The 17,978-nt window shown below is 66.0% G+C and carries 19 protein-coding genes; 2 read left to right on the top strand and 17 right to left on the bottom strand.

The genetic code is table 11. The features are described 5' to 3' along the window. The 4 genes from ACREB7_RS17085 to ACREB7_RS17070 all read right to left on the bottom strand — a co-directional run. Positions 1-1,597, bottom strand: a 1,597-nt coding sequence (locus ACREB7_RS17085) for a TonB-dependent receptor plug domain-containing protein (protein WP_431593479.1), incomplete at its 3' end; no start/stop codon positions are given. Further along, on the bottom strand, positions 1,594-2,238 hold the full coding sequence (gene maiA / locus ACREB7_RS17080; protein ID WP_431593478.1) for a maleylacetoacetate isomerase: 645 nt from the start codon (positions 2,236-2,238) through the stop codon (positions 1,594-1,596). The genes maiA and ACREB7_RS17085, both read right to left, overlap by 4 nt. Positions 2,239-2,246: 8 nt before the next feature. Continuing rightward, positions 2,247-3,275, bottom strand: a complete 1,029-nt coding sequence (locus ACREB7_RS17075) for an SO2930 family diheme c-type cytochrome (protein ID WP_431593477.1) — start codon at positions 3,273-3,275, stop codon at positions 2,247-2,249. Next, positions 3,272-4,480 carry a parallel beta-helix domain-containing protein gene (locus ACREB7_RS17070; protein WP_431593476.1) on the bottom strand — a complete coding sequence of 403 codons (1,209 nt, stop codon included), beginning with the start codon at positions 4,478-4,480 and terminating at the stop codon, positions 3,272-3,274. The genes ACREB7_RS17075 and ACREB7_RS17070 overlap by 4 nt, the downstream gene beginning before the upstream one ends. A 119-nt stretch (positions 4,481-4,599) precedes the next feature. Here ACREB7_RS17070 and ACREB7_RS17065 point away from each other — a divergent pair, with 119 nt between their 5' ends. Beyond that, the gene (locus ACREB7_RS17065) at positions 4,600-5,013 is read left to right on the top strand and encodes a DUF2147 domain-containing protein (RefSeq protein WP_431593475.1); all 414 of its coding nucleotides are present in this window, start codon (positions 4,600-4,602) and stop codon (positions 5,011-5,013) included. Between the two features lie 46 nt (positions 5,014-5,059). On the opposite strand, the gene ACREB7_RS17060 is transcribed toward ACREB7_RS17065, so the two are convergent. The 8 genes from ACREB7_RS17060 to ACREB7_RS17025 form a co-directional block, all read right to left on the bottom strand. Continuing rightward, positions 5,060-5,758, bottom strand: coding sequence for an aspartate/glutamate racemase family protein (locus tag ACREB7_RS17060; RefSeq protein ID WP_431593474.1), 699 nt, complete (start codon positions 5,756-5,758; stop codon positions 5,060-5,062). 165 nt (positions 5,759-5,923) lie between these two features. Beyond that, a complete protein-coding gene (locus ACREB7_RS17055) occupies positions 5,924-7,408 on the bottom strand; it encodes an NAD(P)(+) transhydrogenase (Re/Si-specific) subunit beta (RefSeq protein ID WP_431593480.1) in 1,485 nt (494 codons plus the stop codon). Between the two features lie 7 nt (positions 7,409-7,415). Next, on the bottom strand, positions 7,416-7,697 hold the full coding sequence (locus ACREB7_RS17050; protein ID WP_056350886.1) for a proton-translocating transhydrogenase family protein: 282 nt from the start codon (positions 7,695-7,697) through the stop codon (positions 7,416-7,418). Between the two features lie 165 nt (positions 7,698-7,862). Next, positions 7,863-8,483 carry a fasciclin domain-containing protein gene (locus ACREB7_RS17045; RefSeq protein ID WP_431593473.1) on the bottom strand — a complete coding sequence of 207 codons (621 nt, stop codon included), beginning with the start codon at positions 8,481-8,483 and terminating at the stop codon, positions 7,863-7,865. A gap of 166 nt (positions 8,484-8,649) precedes the next feature. Next, positions 8,650-9,198, bottom strand: a complete 549-nt coding sequence (locus tag ACREB7_RS17040) for a fasciclin domain-containing protein (protein WP_431593472.1) — start codon at positions 9,196-9,198, stop codon at positions 8,650-8,652. A 319-nt stretch (positions 9,199-9,517) separates the two neighbouring features. After that, positions 9,518-10,321, bottom strand: a complete 804-nt coding sequence (locus ACREB7_RS17035; RefSeq protein WP_431593471.1) for a hypothetical protein — start codon at positions 10,319-10,321, stop codon at positions 9,518-9,520. After that, the gene (locus ACREB7_RS17030; RefSeq protein WP_431593470.1) at positions 10,318-11,439 is read right to left on the bottom strand and encodes an NAD(P) transhydrogenase subunit alpha; all 1,122 of its coding nucleotides are present in this window, start codon (positions 11,437-11,439) and stop codon (positions 10,318-10,320) included. Before ACREB7_RS17030 ends, ACREB7_RS17035 begins: the two co-directional genes overlap by 4 nt. A gap of 10 nt (positions 11,440-11,449) precedes the next feature. After that, entirely contained in the window at positions 11,450-11,572 is a 123-nt protein-coding gene (locus ACREB7_RS17025; RefSeq protein ID WP_431593469.1) for an aa3-type cytochrome c oxidase subunit IV, read from the bottom strand. A 241-nt stretch (positions 11,573-11,813) separates the two neighbouring features. Between ACREB7_RS17025 and ACREB7_RS17020 the strand changes: the two genes are divergently transcribed. Then, entirely contained in the window at positions 11,814-13,247 is a 1,434-nt protein-coding gene (locus ACREB7_RS17020; RefSeq protein WP_431593468.1) for a sigma-54-dependent transcriptional regulator, read from the top strand. Between the two features lie 35 nt (positions 13,248-13,282). Here ACREB7_RS17020 and ACREB7_RS17015 read toward each other — a convergent pair whose 3' ends face one another. The 5 genes from ACREB7_RS17015 to ACREB7_RS16995 form a co-directional block, all read right to left on the bottom strand. Continuing rightward, a complete protein-coding gene (locus ACREB7_RS17015) occupies positions 13,283-13,801 on the bottom strand; it encodes a hypothetical protein (RefSeq protein WP_431593467.1) in 519 nt (172 codons plus the stop codon). Positions 13,802-13,843: 42 nt separating this feature from the next. After that, on the bottom strand, positions 13,844-14,974 hold the full coding sequence (folP, locus tag ACREB7_RS17010) for a dihydropteroate synthase (RefSeq protein WP_431593466.1): 1,131 nt from the start codon (positions 14,972-14,974) through the stop codon (positions 13,844-13,846). 116 nt (positions 14,975-15,090) lie between these two features. After that, positions 15,091-16,230, bottom strand: coding sequence for a site-specific DNA-methyltransferase (locus ACREB7_RS17005; RefSeq protein WP_431593465.1), 1,140 nt, complete (start codon positions 16,228-16,230; stop codon positions 15,091-15,093). A gap of 236 nt (positions 16,231-16,466) precedes the next feature. Further along, positions 16,467-17,363, bottom strand: coding sequence for an oxidoreductase (locus ACREB7_RS17000; protein ID WP_431593464.1), 897 nt, complete (start codon positions 17,361-17,363; stop codon positions 16,467-16,469). 26 nt (positions 17,364-17,389) lie between these two features. Further along, positions 17,390-17,944 (bottom strand): ribonuclease HII, encoded by a 555-nt coding sequence (locus tag ACREB7_RS16995; protein ID WP_431593463.1) that lies wholly within the window; start codon positions 17,942-17,944, stop codon positions 17,390-17,392. Between the last annotated feature and the right edge of the window lie 34 nt (positions 17,945-17,978).

Below are 17,978 nucleotides of genomic sequence, written 5' to 3'. Positions count from 1 at the left end.
GGTTGAGGTTCGGCGCGAGCGTGACATTGGCGATGGCATTCGACAGATGATTGGCGAACAGGGTCGCCGACAGCTTCGTGCCGTCGCGCGTCCAGTCGACCCCGACCTCGCCGCCCCACAGCCGCTCGGGTTCGAGCATCTCGTTCGCGGTCGTCACCTCGGCACCGACGCGGAACGGGCGGTAGAGTTCGTTGAGCGTCGGCAGGCGCCAGCCGCGATAGGCGGCGGCGCGCAGCGACAGCGCATCCGACGTCCAGCGCACGCCTGCGCGGCCGCTGCCTTCCCAGCCCTGCCGCGCCGCGAAGTGCAGGTTGGTGATCGTCGAGCCGCCGATATTGCGTTCGCGCCGGTAACCCTCGCCCAGCCACCAGCGATCGACGCGGCCGCTCAGCGTCCACAGGAAGCCGTCGCCGGCATCGCCCGACGTCCATTCGGCGAAGACGCCGACGGTGTCGCTGCTGCCGCCCGCGATGCGATGACGGCCCGGAGTTACCCCGCTGAAAAAGAAATCCTCCTCGGTGCGGCCGACCGTCCGCCGCCAGTCAAGGCCGACGCGCAGCGGGTTTTCGCCATCGATGCCTGGCCGCGCCTCGATCCGCCCGCCGAGGCCGGTCGCCGGTACGCGCTGGAAGAGCGCAGGCGCGACGCTGTTCCGGCCAGTTGCAACGCTCGCGAAGCCGCTCTCGAAATCGCGCAGCTGGATGTACGCTAACGCGATCCACTGCGTGTCGCCTTTGTGGAGAAAGCGGAAGCTCGCGTCGATGCCGTCGATCTTGCTGTCGGTAAAATCGGTCCCGCGATCGCGCCGGTCCGAAAAGCCGCGCACGCTCGCTTCGATCTGACTGTCGTCACCCGCGTTGAAGCGGAGGCGTAGGCCGAGACCGCCCTGTTCATAAGGCGCCGCCCGATCGACCGCGCCGCGCTGACCTTTGGCGACCGGGATGAACCCGTCGCCGCGGCCATAGCGCGCATCGAGCGTGACCTGTCCGCCCACACCCAGTCCGGTTCCGAGCGATGCCGATGCGTCCCAGCTGTCGCGGCTGCCATAGGCGATGCTGCCCGATCCGCCGTCGGTCATTTCGGAATGGAGACTGATTGTTCCCGCGAGCGCGCCCGGACCGTCGGCGCCGCTGCCACCGCCGCGCGTCACGAGGATGCCGCCGAGATTGATCGCGTCATAGGCGCTCCACGCGACCCAGCCGCCGAACGGGTCGGCCTGCGGCACCCCGTCGAGCGTCACCAGCGCACGGCTCGACGCATTGCCGCCAAGGCCGCGCAGCGTGATGCCCTGACTCGTCGGATGCGCCGAGCGGCCGTCGGATCGGCGGAACTGCACCAGCCCCGCCTCGTCGCGCAGGCGGTTTTCGACGCGGTTACCCAGGCCTTGCTCGACGTCGGCGATCAGCGTCCGCCCCAGCGTGAGATCGGCTTCGGACAGACGCAGCAGGCCGCTTCCATTGACGACAATGTCTTCTTTCGGGAGCGGTACGATATGAACGCAGCAATAATAATCGTTGACCTCTTCGGTCGTCTGCGTCTGCGCCAGCGCCGCCGCCGGCAGAGCCAGCAGCGCGGCCCCCGTCAGCAGGCGGATCATACGGGTTTGACCGCATCGGGATGCGCCTTCTGGAACGCGTCCAATTCCATGCACGCCGCGTCGATCGCGACCAATCGCGGATAATCATCAAGCGGCACCTCGAAACGTCGCGCATTGTACATCTGCGGCACCAGGCAGCAGTCGGCGATGCTCGGCGTTTCGCCGCCGAGGTACGTCCCCTCGCCCGCCATCGCCTCGAGCGCCTCGAAACCCTGCGCGATCCAGGTCGCGATCCAGCGGTCCTTGGTCGTCTCGTTGAGTCCCAGATCCCTGGTCAGATATTTGAGCACGCGCAGGTTGTTGAGCGGGTGGATATCGCTCGCCACCACCTGCGCCTGCGCCAGCGCGACCGCGCGTGGCATCGCCTCTTCGGGGATCAGGCGCGGCTCGGGAAAAGCGCGGTCGATCCAGTCGATGATCGCCATGCTCTGGATGATCGTCTCGCCATCGGCGATCAGCAGCGGCACAAAACCCTGCGCATTGAGTTCGAGATAGGCGTCGCTGCGCTGCTCGCCGGCGATCAGGCTGACCTCGACGCGCTGATAGGCCAGCCCCTTCAGGTTCAGCGCGATGCGGACGCGGTAGCTCGCCGAGGAGCGGAAATAATCGTGGAGGACGAGCCGGGGCGCGGGATGAGTCATGGCGCCGTCTAATGCGATGCTTTGGGCATCTCCGCAATCCATTGCCGCAGCAGGGCCGCGCCTTCCTTGTGCACCGTCGAGCGCCCCACTTCGGGCATCGCGATACCGGGATCGGTGCTTTCGAGGCGATAGATCATATAGCTGTTGTCGGGGTCGCCCGGCGCGACCGCGAAATCCATGCCGCCGCTGCCGCGTCCCGCCGCGGTCGGCCGCTTGCCGATCCCGTAATTCACGCCCGTCGGATCGTCGGTCCAGCGCAGGAACAGCCCGCTGTTCGACGCGCTGCCCGCCGGATTGTGGCAATGCGCGCAATTGACGTCGAGATAGGCGCGGGCGCGCTCGGCGACGCTGCCGGACTTGGGATCGTCCCATGTCGGCAAGGCTGCGCGCGGCACCATATTGCCGGCGTAGCGGATCGGCGGCGACCGCGTCGGCCGTTGCATCAGCGCCACGAAATTCCGCTGCTTGGGACCGATCGGTTCGATCACCCCCGACTTGCTGTGGCATTCCTTGCACTGGTTCTTGTTCGGCACCGCATAGCGGATGCTGTGCGTCGCGCCATCGGGACTGGTGAAGGCGACGGGCACGCGCCGCCCGCCGAGCGCCAGCGTCGCGTCCTTGCCGTCGGCGTCCCAGATATAGGGCAAGGCGACCCAGCCGTCCTTGCGATGGATCAGCAGCCGCGTCTCGACCGGCCTGCCGCCCTCATGGTCCGGCCAGGAGAAGCTTTTGATCAGCACGGTCCCGACCGGGAAGCGGATGACGCCGTCGCCGTCGATCTCGGCGCTCGCCCCCTGCGGCATCAGGACCCCGCGCGACTTGTCGGCATAATCGCTGAACAGCGGCGTCCGCAGCACATAGGGCACGACCTCTCCGGACAGCGTGGCGCCGCCCGGCCGGAAGAGGCCGAAGGCCGACAATTTCTCCGGCATGGCCGGGCTTTCGATGACGTCATGGGCGACCCCGGCGACAGGCGCAGCGGGAGCCGCCCCCGCGACGAGAAACGCCGCAGCCAGGGCCGCGAAACTCAGCCTCACCGGACCTTGGCCTCCATGCTTTCGGGCAGCGTGATGCCGGGCAGCGCCGCGGGCGGCGTGCCCTGCGACAGGTCAGCGGGCGCGGGCTTGGCCTGCTCACGCGGCGTCGCGACATCGGGCAGCCCAAGCGACAGCACCCCGACCTTGTCGAGCACCACGACATTCTCGCCCGCGCCGTCCCACAGCACCGGCGGGATCGCCCCGCCGAAGGCGGCCGCGATTTGCGCGCCGCCCTCGAACGCCGGGGCGAATCCCGCCTCGCCATGGGTATTGTCGCGCACGACGATATCCTTGGGCAGCGGCTGATATTTCGCATCCTTATGCGCATAGCGATAACCGACGATCATCACATTCGCCGTGCCGTTCTTCTCCATCACATTGTCGAAAATCTCGACATGGCGGTTGGCCATGATGAGGACGCCGGTGCCGGTCGGCACGCTCGCGACGATATTGCCCTTGGGCGCGAAGTTCGGGGTGCTGTTGTCGCTGATGATATTGTCGAAGACACGGACATTATGCCCGCCCTGCATCGGCAGGCTCGGCAGGTCGAACACCAATATGCCGCCGGTGTTCTTGCTAGCGACATTGTCGTGGACGTCGGCGTCGAAGCTGTTCTCGATCTCGATCCCCGCGACATTTTCGGTCGCGATCGAATCGCGGACGACGATATTCTTCGACTGGCCCACGTAAATGCCCGCATCCGACGCGCCGCGGACATAGACGCTGTCGATCAGCACGTCGCTGCTCTCGACCGGATAAATGCCGTAAGCGCCGTTGGTTTCCTTTGGCCCCGCCGTCCATTCGACGCGGATCTGATGATAGACGATGCGGTCCGCGCCCTTCGACTTGATGCCGTCGCCCTTGCTGTTGGTCACCGCGAAATTGGTCAGAAAAACATCGTCGCTGGTGACGAGCAGCCCCTCGCCCGCACCCTGCTGGCCGGTGAAGTCGAGGATCGAACCCTTGTCGTCGGTCCCCGCGCCGCGGATCGTGACCCCGGCAACGTCGAGCGACAGGCCGTCGGTGAGCGACCATATTCCCGCACCCAGTTCGACCACATCGCCGGGCTCGGCAACGATCAGCGCCTCCTGGAGTTTCTCATTCGCGTCGGCGCCGCCCGCCTCGACCTTGATCGTCTTCGCGGCGGCGGGCGCGGCGGACAGCAGCGCCAAGGCCAGCGGCAAAGCGAAACTATGGAATCGCATCAGACTCTCCCTTGTTTTTTGCCAGCATGGTGCAAGAGTGCGCCCATGCCAAGCCATGTTGCTGACATGGATGTAGCTAAGGGTCAGGGTCGCACCCCGCCCGAACCGGGGAGACTGTTTTGAAGCCATTTCTTATCGCGGCGACCGCCGCACTCGTCGCCGTACCGGCATCCGCCGTCGCGCCGCCCTCGATCACCGGCCGCTGGGCCACCGACGACGGCAAGGCGATCGTCGACATCTATGCCTGCGGCGCCAAGTTATGCGGCAAGGTCCACAAATTGCTGATCGCCCAGCCCGCCGGCGGCCAGCGCGACGAGCGCAACCCCGACAAGGCCAAACGCACGCGCCAGGTCTCGGGTCTGCAAATATACTGGGATCTCGCCGCCGACGGCAACAGCTGGAAGGGTCAGGGCTATAGCCCCGAGGATGGCCGCTATTACAAGGCGCATCTGACGGCGCGGGGCGGCAAGATGACGATGAAGGGCTGCGTCAGCGTCTTCTGCAAGACGGTGACCTGGACGAAGATGGGGTAAATCCCACTCCCGCAAGCGGGAGGGGAGAAACTGCCTCCCTCGCCTGCTAGGGCGCATCCCCCAGGATCCAGTCGACCCCCGCCGCGACATGGATGCGCGTCGTGTCGTACACCGGCAGGACATTGGCGTCGGGATCGACCAGCATCACCAGCTCGGTGCTGGCGAGAACGAGCGCCTGCACATCCTGTTTCGCAATGTCGGTGATGAAGGTTTTCATCGTGCGGCGCGAATTTTCGGTGACCTTGCCCTGCATCAGTTCGTCATAGATGATGCGGTCGATCTCGTCGGCGCGGCTGGTGTCGAACGGGGCGAGCGTCAGTCCGTAGCGCACGAGATTCTGGCGAAACCAGGGTTCGGTCATCACATTGCGGGTGCCGATGACCGCGGCGGACTTGATTCCGTCAGCCTTCAATCTCTCGCCCGTCTCGTCGACGATATGGAGCAGCGGGATCGACACCGCGCCCGCGATCTCCTTGGCGATTTTGTGCATCGAATTGGCGGCGACCATCAGTGCGGTCGCGCCGCCCGCTTCGAGCCGCTGCGCCGAAGCGATCAGGATCGCCTTGGCATGATCCCACTGCTCGGGCGTCGTCAACCGCGACAGATCGCAATAATTCAGGCTCTCGAGCAGGATCGGCGCCGAGCAGGAGGTGCCGATACGTTTCTGCACGCCCTTGTTGAGGTGGCGGTAATAAAGCTCGGTCGATGCCCAGCTGATGCCACCGATCAGGCCGATTTTACGCATATGGTCCCTCTAAAACACGTCGCCCCCGCGAAGGAGTGAAGGGTCGGATTGTCCCCCGGACAATCCTTGGACATGCTGGGGGCATGTCCAACCCTTAACTGGCCGCTATCGAGGCAGCGCGAGGCCGCCAGCGGCCCCTGCCTTCGCAGGGGCGACGATTCTTGTCTAGTGCCCGCTGCCGCTGAGCGCCTTGACGATGTCGTCGGCCATCTTCTTGGCATCGCCGAGCAGCATCATCGTCTGGTCCATATAGAAGACGTCGTTGTCCACGCCGGCATAGCCGACCCCGCCCATCGAGCGCTTCACGAACAGCACGGTCTTGGCATTGGCGACGTCGAGGATCGGCATGCCATAGATCGGCGACGATTTGTCGGTCTTCGCCGCCGGATTGGTCACGTCGTTGGCGCCGATGACAAAGGCGACGTCGGCCTGCGCGAACTCGCCGTTGATGTCTTCCAGCTCGAACACCTCGTCATAGGGGACATTCGCTTCGGCCAGCAGCACGTTCATGTGCCCCGGCATACGCCCCGCGACCGGGTGGATCGCATATTTGACGTTGACGCCTTCCTTCTTGAGCTGGTCGCCCATCTCGCGCAGCGCGTGCTGCGCCTGCGCCACCGCCATGCCGTAACCGGGAACGATGATGACATTTTCGGCCTGGCTCATCAGGAAGGCGGCATCGTCGGCGCTGCCCGGTTTCCACGGACGCTGTTCCTTCGCGCCGCCAGCACCCGCCGCCGCATCGTCGCCGCCGCCGAAGCCGCCCGCGATCACGCTGATGAAGCTGCGGTTCATCGCGCGGCACATGATGTACGACAGGATCGCACCCGACGAGCCGACGAGCGCGCCGGTGATGATCATCGCGGTGTTGCCGAGCGTGAAGCCCATCGCCGCCGCGGCCCAGCCCGAATAGCTGTTGAGCATCGACACCACGACCGGCATGTCGGCGCCGCCGATCGGGATGATCAGCAGGAAGCCGATCAGGAACGACAGGCCGGTGACGGTCCAGAACACCCAGGGCGACTGGTCCTGCGTGAAATAGGCGACAAGGCCGATGATCGCGGCGAGCGTGCCGAGATTGATGACATGCCGTCCCGGCAGCATGATCGGCGAACCCGACATATTGCCGTTGAGTTTCAGGAAGGCGATGACCGAGCCCGAGAAGGTGATCGCACCGATCGCGATGCCGAGACCCATTTCGATGCGGCTGACCGTGAAGATCTGTCCCGCCGCATCGGCGATGCCGAAGGCTTGCGGGTTGAGATAGGCGGCGGCTGCCACCGCGACCGCGGCGAGGCCGACGAGACTGTGAAAGGCCGCGACGAGCTGCGGCATCGCGGTCATCGCGATGCGCCGCGCCATCACGATGCCGATCACCGCGCCGATACCGATCGCGACGAGGATTTCGACCAGGCTGACGCTGTCGAGGACGCCCGCCGCATCGACCGGTGCGTGGGTCAGCAGCGTGGTGACGACCGCGATCGTCATGCCCGCCATGCCGAAACGGTTGCCGCTCTGTGCGCTCGCCGGGCTGGACAGCCCGCGCAGCGCGAGGATGAAGAGCACGCCCGACACCAGATAGGCGACGGCCGCCCAGGGATTTACCGCGAGGCCATGACCGCCGGTCGCGGCCGAAAGGATCGATTGCATATCCATCTCAGCGCGCCTTCTTCTTGTACATCGCCAGCATGCGCGCGGTGACCGCGAAGCCGCCGAAAATGTTGATGCTCGCCATCACGACGGCGGCCAGCCCCAGCCATTTCGACGAGGCCGATCCCGCAGCGGCGCTGGCGATCAGCGCGCCGACGATGATCACCGACGAAATCGCGTTGGTCACGCTCATCAACGGCGTGTGCAGCGCCGGGGTCACCGACCAGACGACGAAATAACCGACGAAGCACGCCAGGACGAAAATCGAAAAAATACCGATGAAATCCACGGCGAGCTCCCCTGCTGATTCCGCGAGCGAACCTCTTGCCGCGCCGCCGCCACCCTGTCGACTCCTAAGACGCGCAAAAGAGCGGCCCGCACCTCTCCAAAGGGAGAAATACGGGCCGTTTACGACATTAACTGTCGTCGCGCCGGATGATCCGGGCCTTTTGCCTTACATCTTGGGGGTCAGGACCCCGTCGACGACGTGAATCACGCCGTTCGACTGGTTGACGTCGGCCTGCGTCACCGTCGCCTTGCTGCCATCGGCGCCGGCCAGGGTGATGACATTGCCCGCCATCGTCGCGGTCAGTTCCTGCCCGTTGACGGTCTTGAGCATCGCCTTGCCGCCGCCGTCGGTGATCTGCTTGGCGAGGTCAGCTGCGGTGAGCTTGCCGGCGACGACATGATATTTGAGGACGTCGGCGAGCACGGTCTTCTGCGCCGGACGCATCAGGCCGTCGAGCGTCGCCTTCGGCACCTTGGCAAAGGCGTCGTCGGTCGGCGCGAACACGGTGAACGGACCGGGTCCCTTCAGCGTATCGACCAGTCCCGCCTGCGTCACCGCGGCGACCAGCGTCTTGTGAATCGGTGAGGCGATCGCATTGTCGACGATCGTCTTGGTCGGGAACATCTCGGCGCCGCCGACCATCGGGTTGGCGCTGGCGGTGTCGGTCGGCGTGGCGGTGCTGCCTTCGACCGCCGTCTCGGTCGGCGGCGGCGTCTCGCTCTTGCTGCAGGCCGACAGGGCGAGCACCGCAACCAGCGTCGCGGACGTCAAATGGGTGATTTTCATGCATCGTCTCCGCTATTTCAGGAGGATCATACCCCCGCTCGGACGACGCGCGCCGCGCGCTATGGTTCCCGCAGGTGCGACGGATTGAGCGCCGCCGATCCGGGAAGCGGGTCCGCACCGTCGAGGATGAGGCGTGCGGACCCGGATCGCGGAGGGTGTCGGACGATCAGCCGGCGGGCGTCGCCTCGGTCGCTGCGGCCGCCGTGTCGGCTGCCGGCTCGGCGCTCGGCGGGGTCAGATTGGGGATCAGCACGCCGTTCAACACATGGACGACGCCGTTCGACTGCGCCAGATCCTGCGTCGTCACATAGCCCGAGCTGCCCTGGGTGCCGTCGACCTTGATATTGCCCTGCACCTCGGTGAAGGTCAGTTCCTGGCCCTCGACCGTGGTCAGCTTGGCGGTGCCGCCGCCGGCCTTGATCTTCTTGTACAAGTCCTCGGCGGTCACCTTGCCCGGCACGACATGATAGGTCAGCACCTGCGTCAGCGTGTCCTTGTTGGCCGGATCCATCAGATAGTCGGTCATCGGCTGCGGCACGGCGGCAAAGGCGGCGTCGGTCGGCGCGAAAACGGTGAAGGGGCCGGCGCCGTTCAGCGTCTCCGTAACCCCTGCGGCGGTCAGCGCCTTGGCCAGTGTCGTCAGGTCGGGATTGGTCGTCGCGGCCTCGGCAACGGTCGAAGCGGGCGCGGCGTCGGCGGTGGCATCGTCGGTCATGGCGGAGGCGGGAGCAGCAAGCACGGCAGTCAAGGCAAGCAAGGGGGCAGCAAGAAACTTGGTACGCAACATCAGACAAATCTCCGGTCAATGGGAATCGAGGGTGAGAACCCTGAACGCATATTAGGCCATGACAGTTTCATGAAAAGGCCGAAATCAGCCATTTTTTCTTTCAGGCGCCGCCATTCGCCCCGCGCGGGGCCCGGCCCGCCGCAGCGACCGGCGACCAGACGCGCTATCCGGGACCGGGTTTTCGGCGGGTCGTCCTGACGCGAAATCCACCGCGTCCTATCGCATTGCGATCGCTGGCTCTTAGCGCTTAGGGCGCGACCGCGCTCCGCAGCGCATCGGGTAACGGCATCACCGCAAAGCCCCCCGAACTGCTGCCCAACAGGCCGAGCTCGGCATTCGCGCCGACGTGGATTCGCGCGCTGTCGGCGGTCACCGCCCGCACCTCGGCGCGGACGTTCAACGCCGTCGGCGCAGCGGGCGTGCTGTCGGGGCTGACACTCTGCCACGGCGCATAGCCGCCGCCATTGTCGAACTTGACCGCGATCTGGCGCTTCTTGTCATCGTTCGGAAACGCGATCGTATAGGCCAGGCGCCGCACGGCGGGAAAATCTTCCGGCGCGGCCGCATCGTAACGCGCGGGTGCCGCGAGCGGCTTTGCCGAGCTCAGATTGCCGCTGGGGGTCAGCGCGCTGCCATATTTGTCGAACACCGAGAAAGCGGCATCGAATGCCCCGTCCCGGTCGCGATCGACCAGGCACGGCCGCTTGTCGAACATCGGAATGAACAGCGACTTGGCGACATTGCCGCCCGACTGATCCTTGGTCGTGCAGAAGGCGATCTGACCGTCCTTCTGGAACACCGCGAACAGAAAAGTGCCCGCCGCGACGCTCTTTCCCTTGGAAATCGTCGCGGTTTCGGTCAGGCGAACGAGCCGGGCTGGAAGCAGGCGCTGCTCGAGGAACGGCTTGTCGGCCGCCGCATCCATGTCGCCGAGCGGGCCGATCGGCTGTAGCGTCCAATAGGAATAAAGCGGTTCGGCCCACGCCGCGCCGGGCGCCGCCAGCATCGCTGCCGCCAGCGCGCTCGCCGCGAAACGCGTCGCCCCACTCACCCCAGCAGCCGCTCGTGAACCACTTTGCCGCCCTGCGTCAGGCGCACCGCGGTGCCGATTTCCTCGTCGAGCACCGGCTTGCCCGCTTCCTTGTCCCAGAAGGCCGAGAGGAAGTTGAACAGGTTGCGACTGAACAGCGCGCTGGTGTCGGCGGGCATCAGCGCCGCGATATTCTTTGCGCCGATCACGGTGACGCCGTGGATCTTCTTCGCTTCGCCCGACACCGCACCCTCGACATTGCCGCCGCTTTCGGCCGCCATGTCGACGATCACGCTGCCCGCGCGCATCGTCGCGAGCTGCGCGTCGGAGATCAGCCGCGGCGCGGGGCGCCCCGGGATCAGCGCGGTGGTGATGACGATGTCCTGTTTGGCGATGTGCGACGACACGAGTTCAGCCTGCGCCGCCTTATATTCGTCGGACATTTCGGTGGCATAGCCGCCCGCGCCCTCACCCTCGATGCCGGCGACGGCCTCGACGAAGATCGGTTTCGCGCCGAGCGACATGATCTGTTCTTTCGTGGCCGAGCGCACGTCGGTCGCGCTGACCTGCGCGCCCAGACGCCGCGCGGTCGCGATCGCCTGCAGCCCCGCAACGCCGACGCCCATCACAAACGCCTTGGCGGCACTGACCGTGCCCGCAGCGGTCATCATCATCGGGAAAGCGCGGCCATAGGCGTTCGCCGCCATCAGCACCGCCTTGTAACCCGCGAGATTCGCCTGGCTCGACAAGATGTCCATCGACTGCGCGCGGGTGATACGCGGCATGAATTCCATCGCCAGCGCCTCGATCCCGAGCGCGGCATAGGCATCGACGCGCGCGCGCTCGCCGAACGGGTTGAGCCCCGCCGCGAGCCAGGCGCCGTCGGCGAAACCCTTGAGCCCGGCCGGGTCGGGTCCCTGGATGGCGAGAATGATGTTCGCGCCCTTCAGCACATCGGCGCGGCTGCCCACCGTCGCGCCCGCCGCGCTATAGTCGGCGTCGGCGATCGACGCGCTGTCGCCCGCCCCCGATTCGACGGCAAGTTCGGCACCCAGGCCAATGAATTTCTTCACGGTTTCCGGGGTAGCGGCGACGCGGGTCTCGCCGTCGGCGAGCTCCTTCAGGACAGCGATGCGCATGCCGGTCCGGTCAGGAGATCAGGAGGACGACGAGGACGGTGACGACCGCAGTGATGATCGACCCCACTTTGAGCAGGCCGAGGAAACCCGAATAGGTTTCTTCCGCTGCCTTCATTTCCTGCTGCTGTGCCATGGCTCTTTCCCCTTTGTCGCTGTCCCATGCCGATCGGACGCGCCGCGCCCGGCCCGGAATCGGCCTTCGCAGCGGTCTTAGCCATGCGCTCGGCGATGCTCAATAGGCGGTTTCGCTTCCTCGCCCGCGCGACGGCTCGCCGCTGCGCTTAATCCGCCCTTTACCCCTTTGGCGTAGATGGATGGTTCAAAGCGGCACAGGCGTCGGAAAACGGCGGCCTATCGGGGGCAGAATCGCAAATATGGCAAGTGCGCGCGACACACGAACGGTGATGATCGTCGACAGCGAACCGGCGCAACAGCGCTTCCTGTCGGCGCTCGTGTCGCGTGGCGGCTGGCGCAGCGTCATCGCCGGCGACACCGATACCGCGCTCGCCAAACTGGGCACGCAGGAAGGCATGGCGCTCGACGCCGTGCTCGTCGACCAGGGCGCGCCGGGCATGGACATCGGCGAATTTGTCGCCGAACTGCGCCGCTGGCGCCCCGCCCTGCCGCTCATCGTCATCACGATGCGCAACGGGGTCGCGGTCGCGGTGGGCGCGATGCGCGCCGGCGCGAGCGACTTCGTCCAGAAACCGATCGCCCCCGACCGGTTGCTGAGCGCGCTCGACCGCATCACCACACCCAGCGGCCCGCAGGGCGAACTCCGCCCGCTCACCGAAAAGCTCCGTGCGCCGCTGGCGTTCGAGGAGATCATCGGGTCGTCGCCCAATTTCCGCAGCGCCCTCGCGATCGCCGCCAAGGCCGCGCGTGCGCGGGTGCCGGTGATGATCAACGGCAAGCCGGGCACCGGCAAGGAAGTCTTTGCCCGCGCGATCCACAGCGCCAGCCCGCGCGCGCGCGGCCAGCTGGTGATGGTCGATTGCTCGGCGGTGTCACCGGGCCTCATCGGATCGGGGCTGTTCGGCCACGAGCGCGGCGCCTTTCCGGGCGCCTTCGACCGCCAGGTCGGCCGGCTGGTGCAGGCCGACGCGGGCAGCATCATCATCGACCATGTCGAATGCATCCCGCTCGAAACCCAGGCGAAACTCGTCGAATTTCTGAACACCGGCGAAGTCCAGATGATCGGCGGCAGCATCCGCCAGAGCGTCGATGTCCGCATCATCGCGACCAGCGCCAGCCCGCTCGACAAGCTGATCGAGGCGGGTCATTTCCGCGAAGACCTGTTCTACGCACTGTCGAGCGCGCAATTCACCCTGCCCTCGCTCTCCGAACGCCGCGGCGACGTCGGCCCGCTCGCGCGCCATCTGCTCGCGCGTATCGGCGGGCTGCCGGGCATGGGACCGATCGGGGTCACCGACGACGCGCTGCGCCTGCTCGCGGCTTATGCCTGGCCGGGCAATGTCCGCCAGTTGCAGGACGTGCTGTTCCGCGCTGCGGTCGGCAGCACCACCGACGTGCTGACCAGCGCCGATTTCCAGGCGATCGAAGCGACGCTCGCGGGCGGCGGCATGGCGGGCCAGACCGACGTCGCGATCAACGGCGAGGCGATCGGTGTCACCCTCTACCTGCCCGACGGCAACCTCCGCCCGCTCGAGGAAATCGAAGCCGACGTCATCCGCCTCGCGATCGGCCATTATCGCGGCCGGATGAGCGAAGTCGCGCGGAGGCTGGGGATCGGGCGCTCGACGCTGTACCGCAAGCTGAGCGATCTGGGGATCGACACGGCCGCCTGATCAGATCGCACCTTTTTTGGCGATCCGCTGCCGCCTCACCAATATTTTTTGAAGCGCGCGTCCGCCAAATCATACGGCTGTTTGCAGATTGCCGAGGTGACTTTGGCGCTCACCTCTCTGAGCGTCGCAAATATCCGGTTGATTTCGGACAACCCGTGCATGCTTTCAGGGCCGTAGCGCACACGCAGATATTCCCGTTTATCATCCAGGCTGACGAGATGAGCGAAGGTTTTCGCTCTGAGTTGAAGGCCCTTCTCCATCGCAGCAGCTGCCCGCTGCGCCAGATTATGTTGCAGACCACGCACTTCGGCCGGATTCAAATCCCGAAAACGCAAGAATGCGGTCAAATAGGCCTCGATCGCGTGAATCGCGCAAAGCCGCATAGGAGCAGACGAGACAGCCAATCCGGAACCGGAATGCGGCAACAACGTGTCGGCGGCGATATGATATTGATCGGCCAGCATCATCAATTGGGCAACCGTGGCATCGGTTCCGGGATATGACCCGGCAACCTCAAGATCATTGACGGCAGGTTGCGTGATCGACGTTTCCATCCGTCGAAGCTAGGCGCGCAAAAATTACAACAAAGTTCCCGATCAGCCCGTCAGCGCCGCATCCCTGAGTCCGCGCCAGACGCGCAGCGCCTGCCGGTTTTCGGGGATATCGTGGACGCGCAGCAATTGCGCGCCCTGCGTCGCCGCCTGATAATGCAGCGCCACCGTGCCGCCGAGCCGCTGGTCGGCGGGCGCTTCATTGTCGAGCGCGCCGATCATCCTTTTGCGGCTCGCCCCGAACAGGATCGGGCAGCCGAGCGTGTGAAACAGCGCCAGCCCGTTGATCAGCGCCAGATTGTCGCTGACCCCCTTGCCGAAACCGAGCCCCGGATCGACGATGATCTTCGCCGGATCGACGCCCGCCGTAACGCACGCCGCGACGCGCTCGGCGAGCAGGTCGTAGACGTCGAAAAGCACATGGTCATAACCGCCGCCCTCATGCGGGTCGCTCTTCGCCGATGGCGCGTGCATCAGCACCACCGGGCAGTCCGCCTTGACGACGACCTCCATCGCGCGCTCGTCATAGCGGAGCGCCGAAATATCGTTGACGATGGTTGCGCCCGCCGCCAGCGCCGCCTCCATCACCGCCGCCTTGCGCGTGTCGATCGACACCGCGACGCCGCCTTTCGCCAGCCCTGCCACCGTCGCCTGGACGCGCTCGATCTCGTCGCCTTCCCAGACGAGCGGCGCGCCGGGCCGCGTCGATTCGCCCCCGACATCGACGATCGCCGCGCCCGCCGAGGCCATGGCGAAACCCGCGTCGATCGCCGCCGCGCCGTCGATCGTCTTGCCGCCGTCGGAGAAACTGTCGGGGGTGACGTTGAGGATGCCCATGAGCTGCGGTTCGTTCAAGCGCACGACGCGTTCGCCGAGGTGCAGCGCGCCGCGCGGGCGCAACACGCCCGTCCGCTGCTTGCCCGCCATTTCGACCAGGGGATCGGGCATCGCCGCGACCCAGTCGGCATATTCCGGAACCGTGACGATGGCCGATTTGACGACGCCCTTGTCGCGCAGGCTGATGTGCCAGGCGGCGAACCAGACCATAGAGTCGGCGATGCGCAGACAGGCGTCGTCGAGTTCGTGCGGGCGGTCGACAAAGCAGGTCGGGCGGCAATAGAGCCGCGCGCCGGGCGACGCGCTGCCGAGGTCGGGCTTGGTCAGTGGTGCAAACATCGCCCTCCCCCTATCCGTTCGTGCTGAGCTTGTCGAAGCACCGTTCTTCCTTAGCGCATCGAAGAAAAGGACGGCCCTTCGACAAGCTCAGGGCGAACGGGTTTAAAGAACCGAGGCTAAGCCTCGTTCGCCAGCAGCCAGTCCTGCCGCACCGCATCGATCACGCGCAGTTTTTTGCCGTCGTCGACATGCCAGAAGGTCCAGCCGTTGCAACTCGGGGCGCCCTGCAGGCCCGCGCCGACCTTGTGGATCGACCCGGCGGGCTGGCCCTCGCATTCGAGGCTGCCATCGACCCGCACGGTCGCTTTCCAGCGGCGCTTGGCGTCGGTCAGCACCGATCCCGGCGCGATCAGGCCGCCCTCGACCAAGGTCCCGAACGCCACCCGCGTCGCCGCCTGCGGCGCCATCATCGTCTTCACCGCGCTCTCGTCGAGCGGCAGCGCCATTTCGATGCGTTCCTTTGCCGCCGCGATATAATCATCCTCGCGCTCGATGCCGATGAAGTGGCGGCCGAGGCGCTTGGCGACCGCGCCGGTGGTGCCGGTGCCAAAGAAAGGATCGAGGATCACGTCGCCGGGGTTCGAACAGGCTAGCAGGATGCGATAGAGCAAGGCTTCGGGCTTCTGGGTCGGATGGACCTTGTGCCCACCCTTCTTCAGCCGTTCCTGCCCGGCGCAGATCGGGATCAGCCAGTCGCTGCGCATCTGCAATTCGTCGTTGAGCGTCTTCATCGCGCGATAGTTGAAGGTATATTTCGCCTTCTCGCCCATCGACGCCCAGATCAAGGTCTCATGCGCATTGGTGAAGCGCGTGCCCTTGAAATTGGGCATCGGGTTCGCCTTGCGCCACACCACGTCGTTGAGGATCCAGTAACCCCGATCCTGCAACGCCGCGCCGACGCGGAAAATATTATGATAGCTGCCGATCACCCAGATGCTGCCGCCGGGTTTCAATATGCGCTTCGCCTCGGCGAGCCAGGCGTGGGTGAAGCGGTCATAGGTGGCGAGGCTGTCGAACTTGTCCCATTCGTCGTTGACCGCATCGACCTGACTGCCGTCGGGGCGGTGGAGATCGCCGCCGAGCTGGAGGTTGTACGGCGGGTCGGCGAAGATCATGTCGACCGACGCGGCGGGCAGCGACCGCATCATCTCGACGCAATCGCCCTGCAGGATGCTGTCGAGCGGCAGCTCGACCGGCGGCGCTTTCGCCGCGCGTTGCTTCGCTGCGGGTGCCTTCACCCGTTCCATCACGCCCATGTTTTGCCCCTGTCCCGCATGAAAAGAAGGCCCTGATGAGTCCGGCAGAGTCCGCCGTCAAGCCCGGGATTCTAGGGATTCCGGGTGTCATAATGGTTAACGCTATGGGAACGAAACGAGTCCCACACAGCATATGGAGTCTCGGACGAATCGCGGACTCAACCGGTGGTGGTGTGGCGAAGAGGACTCAGTGGGGAAAAAAGATGCGAAACCTTCTCCCGTTGAGCGGAGAGGGACTAAATCCCCGGGTCAACCCCGGTCAGCTCGACCGACCGCGCCCAGAGCTCCTTCGCCAGCTTCGGATCGCGCGCGGTGCGCGTCGCGCGGGCGGGTCCCGAGCGCCCCGTTATTTCACCCAGCCCCTGCGGCCCCAGATAATCGCCGCCCTGCACATGCGCACCGGTCGCCGCCTGCAGCGTCGGCCAGGCGCCCTGCGCCGCGCTGTTGAAAAAGGGCGCCGCCAGCGGCGTCATCGTGCGCAAGGGCAGCGGCAAATGCCGCGTCAATTCGGTCAGCGCGACACCCGGATGGCACCCGATCGCCTGCGTCGAGCGTCCCGCCGCGCCCAGCCGCCGGTCGAGCTCGAACATATGGAGGAGGTTCGCGAGCTTGCTCGCCTGATAGCGTTGCCAGTTGTGATAGCTGCGGCTCGCCGACAGGTCGCTGAAATCGATCTCGCCGCCCTTGTGCGCGATGCTGCCGGTGATGACGATGCGGTCGTCGATATGCCGATGAACAAGGCCGGTGAAGGCGAAGGTGCCGAGGTGGTTGACCCCAAATTGCAACTCAAAGCCCTGTTTGGTCAGCGTTTTGGGCGGGATCATCACCCCGGCGTTGTTGACCAGCACATCGATGCGCGGGCCGGCCAGCACCGCCTCGGCCGCCTCCCGGATCTGGTCGAGGTCGGCAAGGTCGAGCGGCTGGAACGACAGCTCGGCGGCGGGCACGTCGGCGCGGATGCGGTCCATCGCCGCCTCGGCCTTGTCCGCGTCGCGGCACGCCAGCACCACATGCGCCCCCCGCGCCGCCAGCACGCGCGTCACCTCGAAACCCAGCCCGGCATTGGCGCCGGTCACCAGGATGCGGCGGCCCGTTTGCGCGCCGACGTCATCGGCCGTGAAACCCTTGCTCATCGCCGTCTCCCTTTACGGATTTGCGGTCAGACCAGCAGCCTTTGAGCGACCGGGGCAAAGCTGGTCCGATGGAGCGGCGTGGGACCCTGCTCACGCAGCGCCGCGAGATGCTGGGCGGTACCATAGCCCATGTTGGTTTCCCAGCCAAAGCCGGGAAAGTCGCGCGCCGCCGCAAGCATGAAGCGGTCGCGATGCTCCTTGGCGATGATGCTCGCGGCCGAAATGCACGCGTGCGACGCATCGCCGCCGATGATCGCGCGCGCCGTATAACGCCAGCGCGGCAACCGGTTGCCGTCGACCAGCACCTCGGTCGGTTCGACGCCGAGCGCCTCGACCGCGCGCGTCATCGCGAGGAAGGTCGCCTGCAAGATGTTGATGCGGTCGATCTCGGCGACGCTCGCCTCGCCGATGCCCCAGTGGCAGCGCGCCTTGATCTCGAGCTCGAGCGCGGCGCGGCGCTTGGCCGTCAGCTTCTTGCTGTCGTCGAGCCCGACGATCCCGCCCTCGCAGAGCAGCACCGCCGCCGCGACGACGGGACCCGCGAGCGGGCCGCGCCCGGCTTCGTCGACGCCGACGATCATCTTCTCCCCTCCCCTTCAGGGGAGGGGCCGGGGG

This window comes from Sphingopyxis sp. (assembly GCF_050725615.1).
In the GTDB taxonomy this organism is placed as follows: Bacteria; Pseudomonadota; Alphaproteobacteria; order Sphingomonadales; family Sphingomonadaceae; genus Sphingopyxis.
Note: the sequence above shows the minus strand (reverse complement) of the source record. Positions and strands in the feature narration are given on the sequence as shown.

Bases quoted from the DNA above. Each gene is read 5' to 3' on its own strand.
- ACREB7_RS17005 (WP_431593465.1), bottom strand. From the start codon at position 16,230: ATGGGCGTGATGGAACGGGTGAAGGCACCCGCAGCGAAGCAACGCGCG.
- folP (WP_431593466.1), bottom strand. From the start codon at position 14,974: ATGTTTGCACCACTGACCAAGCCCGACCTCGGCAGCGCGTCGCCCGGC.
- ACREB7_RS17025 (WP_431593469.1), bottom strand. From the start codon at position 11,572: ATGGCACAGCAGCAGGAAATGAAGGCAGCGGAAGAAACCTATTCGGGT.
- ACREB7_RS17055 (WP_431593480.1), bottom strand. From the start codon at position 7,408: ATGCAATCGATCCTTTCGGCCGCGACCGGCGGTCATGGCCTCGCGGTA.
- ACREB7_RS17040 (WP_431593472.1), bottom strand. From the start codon at position 9,198: ATGACCGACGATGCCACCGCCGACGCCGCGCCCGCTTCGACCGTTGCC.
- ACREB7_RS17045 (WP_431593473.1), bottom strand. From the start codon at position 8,483: ATGAAAATCACCCATTTGACGTCCGCGACGCTGGTTGCGGTGCTCGCC.
- ACREB7_RS17030 (WP_431593470.1), bottom strand. From the start codon at position 11,439: ATGCGCATCGCTGTCCTGAAGGAGCTCGCCGACGGCGAGACCCGCGTC.
- ACREB7_RS17015 (WP_431593467.1), bottom strand. From the start codon at position 13,801: ATGGAAACGTCGATCACGCAACCTGCCGTCAATGATCTTGAGGTTGCC.
- ACREB7_RS16995 (WP_431593463.1), bottom strand. From the start codon at position 17,944: ATGATCGTCGGCGTCGACGAAGCCGGGCGCGGCCCGCTCGCGGGTCCC.
- ACREB7_RS17060 (WP_431593474.1), bottom strand. From the start codon at position 5,758: ATGCGTAAAATCGGCCTGATCGGTGGCATCAGCTGGGCATCGACCGAG.
- ACREB7_RS17020 (WP_431593468.1), top strand. From the start codon at position 11,814: ATGGCAAGTGCGCGCGACACACGAACGGTGATGATCGTCGACAGCGAA.
- ACREB7_RS17070 (WP_431593476.1), bottom strand. From the start codon at position 4,480: ATGCGATTCCATAGTTTCGCTTTGCCGCTGGCCTTGGCGCTGCTGTCC.
- ACREB7_RS17000 (WP_431593464.1), bottom strand. From the start codon at position 17,363: ATGAGCAAGGGTTTCACGGCCGATGACGTCGGCGCGCAAACGGGCCGC.
- maiA (WP_431593478.1), bottom strand. From the start codon at position 2,238: ATGACTCATCCCGCGCCCCGGCTCGTCCTCCACGATTATTTCCGCTCC.